The sequence below is a fragment of the Paenibacillus sp. FSL F4-0087 genome, assembly GCF_038020215.1.
GTDB classification, from domain to species: Bacteria; Bacillota; Bacilli; order Paenibacillales; family Paenibacillaceae; genus Paenibacillus; species Paenibacillus taichungensis.
Map to the genome: position 1 here is coordinate 2,779,690 of NZ_JBBODJ010000001.1, position 14,047 is coordinate 2,793,736.

Here is a 14,047-nt window from a genome sequence, read left to right on the forward strand (position 1 = left end):
TGCGTTAACTAAGAATGCATGCTGAAATGAACATATTCCCTTAATTCCAGTAAGCAATCTAAATAAAGACAAGCAGCAAAAGGTACAATAACTCGTACCGCCGATAGGCTAGAGATCAGGAAAAATGTGAGCTCGCTTCTTGAGCGTAGCTGAGGAAATAGGCGAGTAGTACACAATGTTTTTGGTCACGACAATGGACTTGGCTTCCTCTTCACCAATATGCTCCACTGTTTTTTCCTGCTCGGCATGCGTGACATACTGCTTGGAAATTTTTGAGGATTTTTCAATCGATATATCAAAAATAGCGACCAATTCGGAAGATCGGATAATCTTCTCGCCGCCCAGATGAATGTACATAAGCCCTCACTCCTTAGCGTTCAACCTGTCCGGCATGAACGTGATAAATACTGGCGTCTTTGAGTTTGTCAACGTTCAGACTCTCGATGCCGGTAGCCGTAATAAAGGTTTGCACCTTGCTCTGGAACGTTTCGATCAGCTGCGTTTGACGAAAAGGATCCAGTTCAGACAGTACATCGTCTAGCAGCAGGACCGGATATTCTCCGATTTCTTCATGAATCAGTTCAATTTCCGCAAGTTTAAGGGACAACGCCGTTGTGCGCTGCTGCCCCTGCGAGCCATACGTTTGTACTTCCCGATCGTTAATGAAAAAGGACAGGTCATCCCGATGCGGCCCACTAAGCGTTGTGCCTCGGCGAATCTCCTGCTCTTTCATTTGTGATAATTTTATCATAAATTGGTCCATTAAGACAGCTTCATCTTCCTCAGCGGCTTCGCTGAAGGAAGGAAGGTAGGCCAGACGCAGGACTTCTCCGCCTCCGGTGATGCCCTGATGAATCGTTTCAGCCCACTTTTGCAGTTTCTTTATGAATTGTTTCCTTTTTTTGACGATTTTAACACCATGCTCCACCAGTTGTTCATTCCACACCTCAAGCATGGTCTGCGCTGAAGCGTTCTGCCCCCATAATTGCTTGAGCAGATTGTTACGCTGAACGAGCACTTTTTGATATTGCTGCAGATGATACAGGTAACCTGGAGCCACCTGTCCAATCTCCATGTCAAGAAACCGGCGGCGGACCCCCGGTGTGCCTTTGACAATCTCAAGATCTTCCGGTGCAAACATCACCACATTAAGCGCTCCGACAAAATCACTCAGCTTGCGCTGTTCCAAACCGTTGATCTTTGCTTTTTTGCCTTGTTGCGACAAAGATAGCTCGAGCTTGACCGATCCGTACTTTTTGTCGACCTCTGCTGCAAGCCTGGCACGTTCTTCACCGAAACGAATCAGTTCCTTGTCACGGGATGTACGGTGGCTCTTAGTGAGTGCAAGCACAAAGATGGCTTCTGCAAGATTGGTCTTACCTTGGGCATTTTGCCCGATCAAAAGATTTACAGGACCAAATGAATCCAGTCTCAGATGTTCATAATTGCGGAATTGCTGCAGATCTATGCTGTTTACAAACACGCGGTAACCTCCCTTTTATCCCGTCCGTCAGGAGGCAGCAGGATCTAACTGGTCTTCTTATTGTGCGACAACTTCGAACGAACCTTCTCCGTCCACCTCAACGATATCCCCAGGGTATAACTTGCGTCCCCGGCGTTCCTCAGGCTCTTTATTCACACGTACAAGTCCGTCCTGAAGGAGTGCTTTGGCCATACCTCCAGTTGGTATGCAATCGGCCAGTTTCAAAAATTGGTCAAGCTTAATATATTCCGTACGAATCGCTACTTGGTTCACTATGATCTTCCTCTCGTTAGTTGGTCGTCCGGTAAGGCAATATGACGTACAAGCTGTGACTGTCGTCCAGTGGTTTCAGGATGATAGGACTCATGACGCCAGTGAAGGCGATCATCAGCTGCTCACTCTCCACCACTTTCAGCACATCCAGCATATATTTGGAGTTGAACGAGATTTTCAGCGGTTCGCCGTTAAAGTCGGCAGGTTCGATCTCTTCTCTTACTTTCCCCAGCTCGGAAGAGCTTGATGAAATTTCGATCGATCCGGAATCCATCGTCTGCATCCGCACAATATTTGTTTTTTCTTCACGCGACAGCAAATAAGCCCGGTCAATAGATTCACTTAATTTTTTTGTATCCAAAACGAGTTCTGTTTTGTACGAAGTCGGAATAATTCTAGAAGTATCCGGATAAGTTCCGTCCAAAATACGCGAATAGAACAGAACACGGTCGATTTTGAACAAAACCTGGTTGTCAGCGACAACGATATCCACAAGTGTATTTTGATCCGGCACAATTTTGCTGAGTTCGTTCAGCGTTTTGCCCGAGATCACCACATTGTTGAATCTCACACCTTCTGCATTATCCAGCATTGCTGAACGAGTAGCAAGACGGTGACGGTCAGTTGCCACAAATTTCAGTTCATTGTCACCCAAACTCCAGAGTACACCTGTTAGAATCGGCGTAGTTTCATGAGTGGAAATGGAGAATACGGTTTGTTTGATCATGTTTTTGAGCAAATCTCCTGGAATGGAGACTGTTTGGTTTTCTTCGATGCTTGGTAATACAGGGAATTCTTCCGGATCAAGACCAACCAGTTGAATCTCGGTAGCTCCTGCGGAGATAAAGGTGTTGAAGTTTTCTTTTACCTCCATGTGCACTTCTTGGGAAGGCAGCTTCTTGATGATCTCCACGAAAAACTTGGCTGGTAAAACTACACTACCGGGTTGATCTACCTGAACAACACTTTTATCACCATCTTCAAGCGGGATGAAGGATTGAATTGAAATATCGGTGTCGCTTGCTGTCAACGTCACACCTTGATGATTAACGTCGAATTTGATACCGCTCAGAATTGGGATCGTCGTACGGCTCGAGATCGCTTTGGATACTTGCTGTATGGAATCGTTTAAATAGTTTTTCATTATGCTGATTTTCATGGTTTCACTCCTAGCTGATTTTTTAGGTGTTTGGGTGTTGAAAGGTGTTTTTCAAAGGCCGAAGGCTAAGCTTCGAAATCGCTTATTTGGAGATGATATCTTTTAGATCTTTATAGTAATAATAGTAATAGGGGCACTGAATATGTGGATAAGTGGGTATAAACCCATAAGCCCAAGCCTATCCACATGTGTATACGTTGTGCACAGGCTTGGGACTTATTCAGGTTGGATTCTTAATTTTTTCGGTTAAGTTGTTGATAACTTTATAGAGATCCTGATCGACTTTAATCGCCTGGGAGATCTTTTCGTGCGCATGGATGACGGTGGTATGATCTCGCCCTCCAAATGCTTCACCGATTTTGGGCAAAGAAAAGTCTGTAAGTTCACGAGAGAGATACATAGCAATCTGTCTTGGGAACGCAACGGCCTTGGTCCGTTTCCGTGCTTTGAAATCTTCAAGCTTAAGGCTGTAATACTCGCCGACCTTTTGTTGGATGTCGTGAATAGTGATCATTTTTGGACGACTGGAAGGAATAATATCCTTCAGTGCTTCAGCTGCTAGATGAGTGGTTACATCTTGATTAGTCAGCGAAGAATAGGCAACAACCCGAATCAGTGCCCCTTCCAGTTCACGAATATTGGTATCAATCTGGTTGGCGATGTACATCATCGCCTCATTCGGAATATCCAGGTTTTCCGCACGAGCTTTTTTACGTAAAATAGCAATCCGTGTCTCCAGATCTGGAGGCTGGATATCCGTAATTAACCCCCATTCAAAACGGGAACGAAGCCGTTCTTCCAGGGTCGGAATTTCCTTCGGCGGTCTGTCGCTGGAGATGATGATCTGTTTCCGTTCCTCATGCAGCGCATTAAACGTATGGAAAAATTCCTCTTGCGTCGATTCTTTTCCAGCCAAGAACTGAATATCATCAATGAGCAGAATGTCGACACTACGGTATTTGTTACGGAAGCTCTCCCCGCGGTTATCACGGATCGAGTTAATGAATTCGTTCGTGAATTTCTCAGATGACAAATAAACAACTTTGCTGCCCGGATCATGCTCCAAGACGTAATGTCCGATCGCATGCATCAAGTGAGTTTTGCCGAGACCTACCCCTCCATAGAGAAACAGAGGATTGTATGCTTTGGCGGGCGCTTCAGCGACCGCCAGCGATGCGGCGTGGGCAAAACGGTTGCCCGGCCCAATGACAAATGTATCGAATGTATATTTTGGATTCAGCATGCTGAGTACCGCTTCTTCCTGAACAACTGTAGGCGTTGGCGCTGGCAGTTGAGGGTCCGGTTCAGCAGGCTTGTTCTCCTCGATGACAAATTTCACATCGACCTGTTTGCCAAGCAGCTCATATACCGTCGATCCGACCAGTTTGGTGTAACGGCTCTCCAGCCATTCGACGGCAAACGTGGTTGGTGCGGATATGACGATCGAACGATCATTCAGCTTGGTAGCTTTGGTTGCTTTGAACCAAGTGTCAAAGCTGGGTTTGCTGAGCTTGTTTTGTATGATTGATAAAATTTGCTGCCATAAATCAGAAGTATGGCTGTCCACAGACTGTCACTCCTTTTACATGTTCCAAGTGTGGCTTAAGCCATGATGCAGTGTCGAAATACGAGATATATTGTTGAATTTATCCCCAAACCCCCGCAGGTCGAAAACAAAAAAAGAATGAACAACGGAAAATTGTTCACAACTTTATCCACAGGCTGTTGATAATATTATGGGTCAGATCACATATTCACATCCAAAAGTAATACAATCATAGCAAAAGAAGCCCGGCATTTCAATGTATCGCGTGATTTTATCCACAAATTCAATAACTTGTGTATAATTTTTAATCACAACACAATATATTGTTTATAAATTGTTTAACTTTCGACAAGATGACCCAAAAACCCAAATTATTTTATACACAGGTTATTCGTCAAATGATGCTGAATTGTGTGTAAAAGTATTCTCTGTTTGTGAATAACCTCTCTGTGGATAACCGTAAAGTGATAATGGCCGTTTTGGGGATTTACAGGGGAGTGACTCTTCATACCCTTTTTCCTTTTTTGAAGAGAGGAATTGAGGAAACGACAAAATCAAAGGCAGAGGAGATCAAGAAGAGGGCCTGTTGGTACCAAGGAACGTTTACTGATTTGTATGAATTGAACGTAGGATTTATTCCTAAAAGAGGTAGGATGGATAAGCGTGCTAACCTTGGAGATGGATGTGTCCCCATTGCAGCAGTTTTGCGTATGCCAAAAAGAGGTTGTTCCTGAAGACCGGAATGGTGGTCTAAGAGAACAACCTCTTTTTGGTGGTTATAAAAGCATGATTTACTCGATATGAGCGGAAAATTTACGTTGGAAATCCGCGATATCTGCATATTCTTCTTCCAATTTTCGCGAAATGCGAATAAAGATGGGGAGCAGCTCCTGGTAGATCGATGCATGTTCTTTAATAGGGGTATGCTTGTGTGTTGTACCAACCATCGATGAAACGGCATGAAGCGACTTAATTCGCCCTGTAGCATAAAGACCGAGCACGACGGCCCCCAGACAGGAACTTTCGAAGCTCTCGGGCACAATGACTTCCTGGTTGAATATATCGGACATCATCTGACGCCAGAGTGGGGAACGAGCGAAACCACCCGTTGCCTGAATGGAGGTAGGTTGTCCGATCTGTTCTTCCATGGCCAGCAGTACCGTATACAGGTTGAAAATAACCCCTTCCAAAACGGAACGAATCATATGCTCTTTCTGGTGGTGAAGGGTCAAACCAAAGAAGGAACCCCGGGCGTCCGGATTCCATAAAGGGGCGCGTTCCCCTGAAAGGTACGGATGGAATAGAAGTCCTTCCGAACCGGGGCTGACGCGTTCCGCAATCTTAGTGAGTACATCATAGGAATTGATGCCGAGCCGTTTGGCTGTTTCGACTTCCGAGGCAGCGAATTCGTCCCGTACCCAGCGGAACAGCATGCCACCGTTATTCACAGGTCCGCCGATAACCCAAAGATTCTCGGTGAGGGCGTAACAGAACGTTCTACCTTTTGGATCGGTAACCGGACGGTCAACGACGGTGCGAATCGCGCCGCTAGTGCCGATCGTAGCTGCAACAACGCCAGGTTCAATGGCGTTTACGCCCAGATTGGACAATACCCCGTCACTTGCACCGATGACGAAGGGAGTAGAGGGGGAGAGAGCCATTTTTTCAGCCCATGTGCGATCCATTCCCTCTATAATATGTGTGGTCGGGACGAGCTGCGATAGATGGTCAGGTGTAATGCCTGCAACCTCAAGTGCTTCTGCATCCCAATCCAGTTGTTCCAGATTGAGCAGGCCGGTACATGAAGCGATGGAGTGATCCACGACATATTGGCCGAACAGACGGAAGAACAAATATTCTTTAATAGAGATAAATTTGGCGGTACGTTGAAATAGTTCAGGTTCATCATGACGCAGCCACATTAATTTGGTCAGTGGCGACATGGGGTGGATCGGTGTACCTGTTCGCAAATAGATAGAATGCCCGATTCCATCCTCTTGCAGTTTGGCGGCCCAGGCAGCACTCCGGTTGTCAGCCCAAGTGATACAGCGAGTGAGGGGCATACCATCTTGTCCCATCGCAATAACACTGTGCATGGCAGAGCTGCAGGATACGAACATAATTTGTTCGGCAGCTACGCCGCTTTGATCCATCACGCCGCGTACGGAGCGAAGGGCGGCTTGCACAATTTGTTCTGGATCCTGCTCAGCGACATCGGGAGCTGGGGTGTATAAAGGATATTCCTGAGTCGAGGTGCTTACAACTTCGCCCTGTTCCGTAAAGAGTACGGATTTGGTACTGGTTGTACCGATATCCATACCAATCATATAGTTGTTCACTTTACATAAACCTTCTTTCTTTTGAACCCATAAAATAAAACTCTAATGGTGTGGATTTATTTTCTTCTTCTATATAGGTAGTCAATTTATACGACTGTACTCAGCAGCAAAATAAAGATCAGTCCAACAACAGATAATAGTGTTTCCATAACGGTCCACGTCTTCAACGTCTGAGACACACTCATGTTGAAGAATTCTTTGATCATCCAGAAGCCTGCGTCGTTCACATGAGATAGTACAAGTGAACCTGCCCCGGTAGCGAGTACGACAAGTTCAATATTGGCACCAGGCGTTAGTGCAAGGACCGGAGCTACAATACCAGCTGCTGTCGTCATGGCCACAGTTGCAGAACCGGTAGCAACCCGAATGAGTGCGGCTACAAGCCAGGCGAACAGGATCACATTAATATTGGCATGTGTGGCGACCTCAGCAATGGCATTACCTACACCACTATTAATCAACACCTGTTTGAACGCACCGCCACCGCCAATGATGAGAATGATGGTCGCCGTAGGCGCCAGACATTCACTGGTGAAGCGGGAGATGTCATGTTTGTTGAACCCACGTGAGAATCCGAGTGAAAAGAGGGCGAACACGACGGAGATCAGAAGGGCTATAATTTCATGGCCGATAAATTCACAGAAAACGGTAAATCCGCTTGTAGCGTCTGGGTCTACGATATTGGCGATGGAGCCAATCAGCATCAAAATGACCGGTAGCAAGATGGTAAACAGGGTTATGCCAAAACCGGGCAAGTTGTTACTTTTTTTCGTAGCGAATTGTTCAGCCAGCTCTGCAGGCGGTTCGGTATGTATTCTTTTACCGATAAATTTACCAAACAGAGGTCCAGCGATAATAGCAGTCGGGATACCTACAATAAGGGAGTACAAGATCGTTTTACCCAAATCGGCGCTGAACGCTTCGATGGCAATCATGGGAGCCGGGTGAGGTGGAACGAGACCATGTACAGTAGAGAGACCTGCCAAAATCGGAATACCGATCTGCAGCAGCGACATATTGGTTTTACGTGCAACGGTGAAAATGATCGGAATCAGCAGAATGACGCCGACTTCGAAGAATACAGGAATACCGACGATAAAACCAACAATCATCATCGCCCAGTGCACACGTTTTACACCGAAACGATCCACCAGTGTGGTAGCAATACGCTCGGCTCCGCCGGATTCAGCCATCATCTTACCAAGCATGGTCCCCAGACCGATAACGATGGCGATCGTTCCAAGTGTTCCGCCAAGTCCTCCCGTAATGGAGGAAATGACATCCGCAGGCTTCATACCTGTAAGCAAACCAAGCATTAGTGCGGACAACAAAAGGGTAATGAAAGGATTCCATTTATATTTGGAGATCAACACGATCAGGAAGACAATCGCAATTAATGTCCAGACCAATAACGTTGCATTATGGGATAGCCCAAAAAGAGTGCTCATGAGGTATGCTCCTTTTTTTCTGATATATAACGCTTACAACGGTTCCATGACCAGGTGGAGGGAAGACACTTTTACGATCATGTAGCACGGGCGGCTTGAATCCCTCTTAATATGCCCCAAAAAATTGAAACAAATCGCATTTTGTATACTTGTCGACAAGTTGGAGCGCAATCATTCACAACGGATATGATTGCGAACCCTCTGCACAGATATTCCATGAATTGACGAATGGAATTTCATTACAAGTCATTAAGAATCAAAGCTTTCGTGCAGCGTCTTGCCTGAATCCTGAAAATACGTGCGAACTCCAGCTTGAATGCGTGTTTTATCACCCGATTCAAGAGCCTCGATCAGCAAACGATGTTTGCCGATTACAGCGCTTACTTTCTGCTCGCCTTGAACAAAGACCCTACGGGTGGTGAGCAGCATAACCGTCATGACAACATAACGAATGCTTCTCCATAGATGTAAAATACGGGAATGCTGGGCAGCTTCAATAATAGTCTCGTGAAAAACGAGATCCTGATATGCGAATTCAACCGCATCTTGATGGCGTCCAGCCAAGTCCATTTTGTCTATTACATTACGTAGCTGGGTAATCAATTGATCTGGCACATCCCCCGCAAGCCGCTGCTGCACAAAACTTTCAATCAGGAAACGTACATCGTACAATTCCTCGACATCTTTAATTTTCAATCCAATAACAACGACACCCATACGCTCCAGCCGAATGAGCCCTTCATTCGACAATGTTCTTAACGCTTCACGTACAGGTGAGCGACTGCTGTCAAAATCAGCGGCAATCCGATTTTCTGACAAAATTTCGCCAGGACGAAGGGTTCCGCTAATGATCCGCAGTCTTAGTTCGCAGGCAATGGCTTCCCCGCGGGAAGCTCCCTGAAGCCAGGATGAAGGAAACAGCATAGTGGCTAACGCTCCTATTATAAGTAATCAGTTCAATACTGATCATAGCACAACTATTTTGCAGATTGAGCGATTTACATCAATCCTTATGATGAGAATAAGTGGTTCTATTCTCTGTGCGCCTGCTGAATTTAGGAACGTTATACTGCTTCAAATGGATTTATCAAAGAGCTGGAGGAATAATTGTCTTCCTTTAAATGTGTCAGGATCTATACTGCACTTCCCATAAGTATACTTGTATACAAGATGTGATTTTTTTATCCTACACCTTTCTCGAAAACTTGTAAACCATAAGAATAAAGCGGATACATTAAATTTAAAGTATATCAATTCAAAATCCAAAATATTTGCTCATCTATTGGATCGCTACATCACTATAGTTTTCAGAAACGTAGGAATATTAACCGAAACATGGGCCAATGAAACAGTAAATCAACGTTAAATAATCGTTATCCACATGTGAATAACTTGAAGAGGTGATGAAAGATAAGATTAAGGGGATTCAGGGGTGTGGATAACCGTAAAACTTGATTTTTAGTGAATGAACCGGGACTTGGGGATAACTTTTGGAGCCTCTAAATGATGCTTTATGAAGGTAATAAACAGGAGAACGCATCCATGGCCGTTTCGGTAGGGTGGAATAGGCATTAAAAGGAGAAGGGAGGTACGTGGCTCGCAGTTGACTTTTCCAGGTGTTCGTGGTTAAATGTATAAAGGTGTTTTCTGTGAAGATGAAAGTGATTCATCACATAAGTATTTCCTTGTGAGGAGGTGCAATACATTGAGACCTACATTCAAACCGAACGTTAGCAAACGTAAAAAAGTTCATGGTTTCCGGAAAAGAATGAGCACGAGCAACGGACGTAAAGTTCTGGCTGCACGTCGCCTTAAAGGCCGTAAAGTCCTGAGTGCTTAAATGCATGTGAAGACCACCGAGGTGGTCTTTTTTTTCTTAAATAGGTCATTTCAGACTGGATGCTAGTAAAGGTCAGGTCTGAATTGGCTGCGCAAAAGCATAACTACACATTTATGTTCAATGAATGAGATGTCCGTTTTTTCGAAAACGTTCCTTATATAAGGATGAATGTTTGCTCAGTTGAAATGACTGATCAACAATCATCCCAAATGAAGTTGCCGCCAAGACGGTTTATCGTTATTCAAGAAAGCCTATACTAAATCAGTAATGAGGCCTTCGTCAATAATGTTGGTGGAAAACAGCAAGGAGAAGCGCCGTGTATAAAAGACTGCGTTTACGAAACCGGGCGGACTTTAGCCGCGTATACCGGTATGGGAAATCGTTTGCCAATCATCAGTTTGTGGTGTATGGCTGTCGTCGTAAAGATACAGAACAATTCCGAGTGGGTGTATCCTGCAGCAAGAAAATCGGAAACGCTGTCGTACGCAACCGGATGAGACGCATGATTAAGGAAATTGTACGTCATCATGAGAATGAGATTGTCACGCAGATGGATCTGATCTTTATCGTCAGAAAAGGTGCTTTGGACATGTCCTATAAGGATATGGAAAAAAGCCTGCTGCATGCGTTGCGCAAGGGCTCTCTTTTGAAGTCGGGCAAGCGGTAAGCTTCGGTTTATTTGTCCTCCTAATTATGGTATGATTTACGGTGGAATGGAATGGTTAAGAGAGGGGTTATGAAGTGTCGCGATTGAAGACATCAAAGGGGAAGTGGATTCTCCTCATTGCAGTCATTGCAATGGTCACTGTACTAGCCGGGTGTACTCCGCAAGGTTCGGGGGTTACTACGGAAGATCTGAAGAATAGTGATTCTTTTTGGCAAGCCAATGTTATTTATTGGTTCTCACTGGCGCTCGATACATTTGCCAACTGGTTTAACGGTGAATATGGACTGGCCGTCCTTGTGATGGTGTTAATTGTACGGACGTTAATCTTGCCGCTGACAATGAAGCAGGTTCGCAGTTCCAAGGCGATGCAAGCTATTCAGCCGCAATTGAAAGAAATTCAAGCCAAGTATAAAGATACACCTGAGAAAGTTCAGCAAGAAACAATGAAGTTGTTTCAGGAGAACAAAGTTAATCCGATGGCCGGTTGTCTGCCACTTATCATTCAGATGCCGATTTACATCGCACTTTATAACTCAATTTACGGAAACTCCAGTCTGAGAACACATGATTTCTTGTGGCTACAACTCGGATCACCCGATCACCTGTTTATTTTGCCAGTGCTGGCAGCCATCACAACATTTGTCCAAACGTGGATGATGATGCGTATGAATCCTGCACAGCAAGTCGGACCGATGCAATTCATGCTGTGGGTGTACCCGATATTGATCTTCGTTATGTCGTATCAGTTCCCGGCTGCATTGCCACTATACTGGTTCTACAGTAATATCTACACGATCGTGCAAAACTATTTCCTTTACCGGAATAATGATAAAGTCGTGGCTGAGGTCAACGTGAAGCAGACCAGCTCTTCCAAAAATGGAAATGGAGCTAAACGCAAAAACGGTGGCAAGGCAACTGTCTCTGGAAAAGGTTCGAAAGGGGCCAAAAAATCGAAATGACCAAAGTCATTGCGTCAGGAAAAACCGTTGAAGATGCTGTAAACCAAGGATTGGCTGAGCTTGGCGTGAGCCGGGACAAGGTCGAGATACAAGTGTTAGAGCAGCCGTCAAAAGGATTCCTGGGTTTGATCGGGGTTAAGGCCGCTAAAGTGGAAGTGAAACTTCTGCCTGTGCCTGAACCTGTTTCACAGCCGATCAAGCCGGCCGCACATATACCTCAGGTTGAAGAAACACTTGAGGGTGTGGCTGCTAAAAATCCCTATGAGGAAGCGGCTGCTTTCTTAAAAGAAGTGGCAGCAGGTATGGGACTGGATGTTGAAGTGCATATCAAAAAACAGCGGGATGGACATATCTTCAATATTGCCGGTGAAGACCTGGGCATGATTATTGGTAGACGTGGACAGACGCTGGATGCCCTTCAATATTTAACGAACATTGTAGCAAATCGTTATTCGGAAAGCTTCGTTCGCATCGTACTTGATGCAGAGAATTTCCGTCAACGTCGACGCAAGACGCTGGAGGATCTGGCTGAACGTTTGGCTGGACAGGCCATTCGCACTGGCAAGGAAGTTGTGCTGGAGCCAATGCCGCCACTCGAACGCAAAGTCATTCATGCGAAATTGCAAAATCACTCGCAGATTAAGACATACAGCAAGGGCGAGGAGCCTAATCGGCGCGTGGTCATTACGACGAAATAACACGAAATTGAAGACGCAATGGCTTCCTGCCCGGTGCAGAAGCCATTGCTTTTTTCGTACAGAAGTACTTTTCCAAAACTATAGGGCGACTTCAATAAAGCCATATCAAGATATGAATGATCGATAAGAAGCGTTGTGTAACCGAACAACTGAACTATATATAGAAATTAATATAGCGTCCCGAGGGGCGCAATTTTAAAATAGAGCAAGGAGAGATAACGATGATTAGTGATACGATTACAGCGATATCAACAGCGGTCGGAGAAGCGGGTATCGCTGTAATCCGGGTGAGCGGCCCGGATGCGGTGTCGGAGACGGAGAAGATTTTTCGCAGCAAAACCCCACTAACACAGGCAGCATCCCACACGGTTCATTATGGTCATATTGTAGATCCGGGGACTGGCGAGAAGATTGAAGAAGTATTGGTTACGGTGATGCGGGCGCCACGATCCTTCACAACAGAGGATGTCGTGGAGATTAGCGCCCATGGCGGAGTGGTGTCGGTTAAGCGAGTAATGGATCTGTTGTTGCAGCTCGATATTCGCCTCGCTGAACCCGGCGAGTTCACCAAACGTGCCTTTCTCAATGGACGGATTGATCTGTCCCAGGCGGAAGGGGTCATGGATCTCATTCGTTCCAAATCTGATCGGGCGTTCTCCGTTGCACTCAAGCAAGTGGAGGGCAAATTGTCTTCCAAGCTGCGTGATCTCAGATACACATTGGTGGAGACTCTTGCTCACATCGAAGTAAATATCGATTATCCTGAGCATGACGTAGAGTCACTAACCTCTGAATTTATTAAAGAAAAATCCAGTCAGGTGATGACTGAAATCGATAAATTGCTGGTAACAGCAGAGCAAGGAAAGATACTGCGTGAAGGGATCACAACTGCGATAGTAGGCCGGCCAAACGTAGGGAAATCTTCATTACTCAATACGTTGGCCCAGGACAACCGGGCAATTGTAACGGACATTCCGGGTACAACGCGTGACGTCATTGAGGAGTTTGTTACGATTAACAATATACCGCTCAAACTGCTCGATACGGCAGGTATTCGGGAAACGATGGATGTCGTGGAAAGAATCGGGGTGGAGCGTTCTCGCTCTGCTGTGAATGAGGCGGATCTGTTATTGATGGTTATCAATGCTGCGGAGCCGCTGCATGAGGACGAGATTGAATTATTGGAACAAATCCGCGGTAGACAATCCATAATTATTATGAATAAAATGGACTTAGCGCCGCAGGCGGACCGCGAAGTGCTGCTTCGTTATATCCCTGAGGAACGGCTTGTTCCGATGTCGGTGAAAGATGATCTGGGCGTGGACCGATTGGAAGATGCCATCTCAACGTTGTTCTTTAGCGGCAAGCTTGAGTCGGCCGACCTGACGTATGTCAGCAATGTGCGTCATATTGCTTTGCTCAAAAAAGCGAAACAGTCGCTCATTGATGCCTATGAAGCGGCAGAGCAGTTGATTCCCATTGATATGATTCAGATCGATGTTCGTCTGGCATGGGAGCAGCTGGGTGAGATCGTGGGCGATACAGCACATGATGCGTTGATTGATCAAATTTTCTCTCAATTCTGCCTCGGAAAATAACACCTGACAAACATAGCGGCTCTGAAAAGTAGTATGA

13 protein-coding genes are annotated in these 14,047 nt (G+C 45.6%); 5 read left to right on the forward strand and 8 right to left on the reverse strand.

Annotated elements, in window-relative coordinates; all coding sequences use genetic code 11:
• Nucleotides 1-108: 108 nt before the first annotated feature.
• From remB to MHB84_RS13065, 8 genes are all read right to left on the reverse strand, one after another.
• On the reverse strand, nt 109-357 hold the full coding sequence (gene remB, locus MHB84_RS13030) for an extracellular matrix regulator RemB (protein ID WP_017691405.1): 249 nt from the start codon (nt 355-357) through the stop codon (nt 109-111).
• 13 nt (nt 358-370) lie between these two features.
• The gene (gene recF, locus MHB84_RS13035) at nt 371-1,483 is read right to left on the reverse strand and encodes a DNA replication/repair protein RecF (RefSeq protein ID WP_024629510.1); all 1,113 of its coding nucleotides are present in this window, start codon (nt 1,481-1,483) and stop codon (nt 371-373) included.
• Between the two features lie 57 nt (nt 1,484-1,540).
• On the reverse strand, nt 1,541-1,756 hold the full coding sequence (yaaA, locus tag MHB84_RS13040; RefSeq protein WP_024629511.1) for a S4 domain-containing protein YaaA: 216 nt from the start codon (nt 1,754-1,756) through the stop codon (nt 1,541-1,543).
• Between the two features lie 16 nt (nt 1,757-1,772).
• Nucleotides 1,773-2,915, reverse strand: coding sequence for a DNA polymerase III subunit beta (dnaN, locus tag MHB84_RS13045; RefSeq protein ID WP_076287170.1), 1,143 nt, complete (start codon nt 2,913-2,915; stop codon nt 1,773-1,775).
• A gap of 220 nt (nt 2,916-3,135) precedes the next feature.
• Nucleotides 3,136-4,482, reverse strand: coding sequence for a chromosomal replication initiator protein DnaA (gene dnaA / locus MHB84_RS13050; RefSeq protein ID WP_024629513.1), 1,347 nt, complete (start codon nt 4,480-4,482; stop codon nt 3,136-3,138).
• Between the two features lie 770 nt (nt 4,483-5,252).
• A complete protein-coding gene (gene gntK / locus MHB84_RS13055; protein WP_076287677.1) occupies nt 5,253-6,788 on the reverse strand; it encodes a gluconokinase in 1,536 nt (511 codons plus the stop codon).
• 98 nt (nt 6,789-6,886) lie between these two features.
• Nucleotides 6,887-8,248 carry a GntP family permease gene (locus MHB84_RS13060; RefSeq protein WP_076287172.1) on the reverse strand — a complete coding sequence of 454 codons (1,362 nt, stop codon included), beginning with the start codon at nt 8,246-8,248 and terminating at the stop codon, nt 6,887-6,889.
• Between the two features lie 249 nt (nt 8,249-8,497).
• Complete coding sequence (locus MHB84_RS13065; protein ID WP_076287173.1) at nt 8,498-9,172, reverse strand: GntR family transcriptional regulator; 675 nt, start codon at nt 9,170-9,172, stop codon at nt 8,498-8,500.
• 781 nt (nt 9,173-9,953) lie between these two features.
• Here MHB84_RS13065 and rpmH point away from each other — a divergent pair.
• From rpmH to mnmE, 5 genes are all read left to right on the forward strand, one after another.
• Nucleotides 9,954-10,088, forward strand: a complete 135-nt coding sequence (gene rpmH, locus MHB84_RS13070; protein WP_024629517.1) for a 50S ribosomal protein L34 — start codon at nt 9,954-9,956, stop codon at nt 10,086-10,088.
• 316 nt (nt 10,089-10,404) lie between these two features.
• Nucleotides 10,405-10,755 carry a ribonuclease P protein component gene (gene rnpA, locus MHB84_RS13075; RefSeq protein ID WP_076287174.1) on the forward strand — a complete coding sequence of 117 codons (351 nt, stop codon included), beginning with the start codon at nt 10,405-10,407 and terminating at the stop codon, nt 10,753-10,755.
• 74 nt (nt 10,756-10,829) lie between these two features.
• A complete protein-coding gene (locus tag MHB84_RS13080; protein WP_076287175.1) occupies nt 10,830-11,714 on the forward strand; it encodes a YidC/Oxa1 family membrane protein insertase in 885 nt (294 codons plus the stop codon).
• Nucleotides 11,711-12,412 (forward strand): RNA-binding cell elongation regulator Jag/EloR, encoded by a 702-nt coding sequence (gene jag / locus MHB84_RS13085; RefSeq protein ID WP_076287176.1) that lies wholly within the window; start codon nt 11,711-11,713, stop codon nt 12,410-12,412. Before MHB84_RS13080 ends, jag begins: the two co-directional genes overlap by 4 nt.
• A 221-nt stretch (nt 12,413-12,633) precedes the next feature.
• On the forward strand, nt 12,634-14,010 hold the full coding sequence (gene mnmE / locus MHB84_RS13090; RefSeq protein WP_076287177.1) for a tRNA uridine-5-carboxymethylaminomethyl(34) synthesis GTPase MnmE: 1,377 nt from the start codon (nt 12,634-12,636) through the stop codon (nt 14,008-14,010).
• Nucleotides 14,011-14,047 lie beyond the last annotated feature (37 nt).